The sequence below is a fragment of the Mesorhizobium sp. M7A.F.Ca.US.006.01.1.1 genome, from assembly GCF_003997935.1.
In the GTDB taxonomy this organism is placed as follows: Bacteria; Pseudomonadota; Alphaproteobacteria; order Rhizobiales; family Rhizobiaceae; genus Mesorhizobium.
The window spans coordinates 1-1,648 of record NZ_RZQL01000472.1; the positions used below are offsets into that span (position 1 = coordinate 1).

Genomic DNA, 1,648 nt, shown 5'->3' on the forward strand with positions numbered 1-1,648 from the left:
TTCCCACTTCCACCTACAGCAGCGCGGATGGCGTCTGCATAGGGAGGCCGGGTCAAATGTTTCCAGCCGCCGGCGACCGAAACCAGATCGTAAGGGCGGCCGCGCAGCTCCTCGCGGATGTCGTCGATGAGAAGATCAATGCTGCAGCTTTTCCCGACGATGCGGGCGAGCATTTCGCGGTCGACCGGCTCGCTAGCGGCGAAGATCGTTGCTTCGACTCGGTGCATCCATTCACGCCAACGCGCTTCCGGCGGCAGATGATCCAGTTCCCGGTCAAACAACTGGTCAGCTGATCGACGGTCATTTGGCTGGCTCCCTCCTCGCCTACGTGCACTCTCCGCCATTGTCTTCACAGCCCGTAGATGCGGAAGGTGGCGCGGCCGGACAATTCACGCACGGCACCGAGCTCGACCAGCCGGTCGAACAGGCGGCGCAGGCCGCGATCGCTCATGCCAGCGATTTGTTCCGAAGCGACGATCGCGTCGTCAGAGAGCAGCCTTTCCACGACGACGTCCGCCGCCTTGGCCCTGAGTATCGGCGCAACCGCAAGCAGCCGATCCGCGCGGCGCTCAAGTTCGGCGAAAAGATCAATGGCGCGCAGCGCAGCGCGCGCCTGTGCGGCCAGCAGGCGTTTAGCCCAATCGGCTTCCGTTTCGGCGCCGGCAGCCAGAGCGGCAGTCCCTGGTCGACGCGCCCGGCCCGTACCCACAACTAAGGTCGCTTCGGCGCCCAACAAGGGGATTGCATGTGTCCAGCCCAGCCGCTGCGCGAGCAAGACATCGGCAAGCCAGGCTCCGAGAACGCGCCGGAAGCCGTAACGCTCCGCCGCCGCGAAGGCCCCGACCAGCGTCTCGACCGTGCCGGTGTTGGCGGCAAGCTGTCGCAGATCGTCCGTCAGATCGCTGACCGCCTCATCGTTGAGTGTGAGACCTAGATCTTCCAGCACCGTCGCGACATTTCTCTCCGTCAGCAGATCGTCCGCTGGCCGAGATGCCAGCCGCCGCCAAGCAAGAAGGAAAAGGCCGGCGGGACCGACATTGTCGCCCGCTCTTGTAAGCAATACGGCATCGCGCAAGGCCGCTTCGTCCTCGACGCGACCCGCCTGCTTTGCCGTTGCCGCGGCTGCCGAAATTGCCAGCCGCTGCCGCCAGGCGCCGGCCCACCGCTCCTGCCGCCGAACCACCGCATCGAGTGCGCCGATGGTGGCGCCTGCGATGAGCGCCACCTCCTCAACATTTTTTCCAGCAAGGCTTTGCGCATCGGGAACCGCCCGACGCAACCAAGCAGGCACGGCGGCTTTCGATGCAGCGACGCTGGCTTCACCAGTCAGCGTACCGTGGTAGCGCAGGGACAGTTTGGGTCGAAGAATCATCCGCGACAGGATGAATCCTGGCGGCGCTTTTAGCAACCCGATTTGCACATAACCGCCGCGCCTGTCGCGCGCATCAAACGAATGATAATGTTGCATTATCGTTCGTTTCTGCGCTAGATGGGGAAATGGCCGTTTTCAGCGAGCAGAAGCCCGAAAAACACGTCTACCCGACCTCCGGACCGTCCCACGGCACGGCCGCCGTCATCGATCATTCGCCAGCGGAGGCGGTCGCCGACGATCTCCCCGATATCATCGATGTCGTGCTCGCCATGGGAC

General features: G+C 63.9%; 2 protein-coding genes. Both read right to left on the bottom strand.

Annotation, left to right across the window (positions count from 1 at the left end; genetic code table 11):
- On the bottom strand, positions 1–344 hold a 344-nt coding region (locus EN943_RS36910), incomplete at its 3' end, for an SMC-Scp complex subunit ScpB (protein ID WP_164778608.1).
- Between the two features lie 5 nt (positions 345–349).
- Positions 350–1,372, bottom strand: a complete 1,023-nt coding sequence (locus EN943_RS36915) for a DUF1403 family protein (RefSeq protein WP_127416605.1) — start codon at positions 1,370–1,372, stop codon at positions 350–352.
- Positions 1,373–1,648: the final 276 nt, after the last annotated feature.

What these genes read in the sequence shown, in the direction of transcription:
- EN943_RS36915 (WP_127416605.1), bottom strand. Translation starts at nt 1,372, where the DNA reads ATGATTCTTCGACCCAAACTGTCCCTGCGCTACCACGGTACGCTGACT.